This is a genomic window from Citrobacter sp. 50677481 (genome assembly GCF_001463265.1).
In the GTDB taxonomy this organism is placed as follows: Bacteria; Pseudomonadota; Gammaproteobacteria; order Enterobacterales; family Enterobacteriaceae; genus Citrobacter_A; species Citrobacter_A sedlakii.
The window spans coordinates 1-325 of sequence record NZ_LNHZ01000009.1 but is presented as its reverse complement, the minus strand read 5'-3'; the positions used below and the strand labels follow the sequence as shown (position 1 = coordinate 325).

The following is a 325-nucleotide window of genomic DNA, read 5'->3' as shown; positions in this document are numbered from 1 at the left end:
GCGGATGCAGCCTCTCAACAATATCCATCGGCATGGTTTCACCTTCGGTAAAGTAACGGATCTCTTCCTGACTGATACCCGTATGCGGTATCCAGGCGATCTGCCAGTAACCGCTTTTCGGGCAGGCTTCACCGCTGCGGCACAGCAGCAGGGCGACATCATCCTTATTAAAATGGGGTGACGAAGGCAGCGGCTTACCCGTTACCGGGTTTAACTGTTTTGCCTTTGCCAGCTCTGCAATAAGCGATTCACCCGGTTTGGCTGGCGGGATATTGGCCTTGCGCTCTTCCAGCCATTTTAGTTTACCGTCCCAGGCTGGCAGCGG

Annotated in this window: 1 protein-coding gene; it reads right to left on the bottom strand. The window is 54.8% G+C overall.

The features are described 5' to 3' along the window. Positions 1-325, bottom strand: a 325-nt coding sequence (locus APU02_RS26830) for a DUF6396 domain-containing protein (RefSeq protein WP_239692843.1), incomplete at both ends; no start/stop codon positions are given.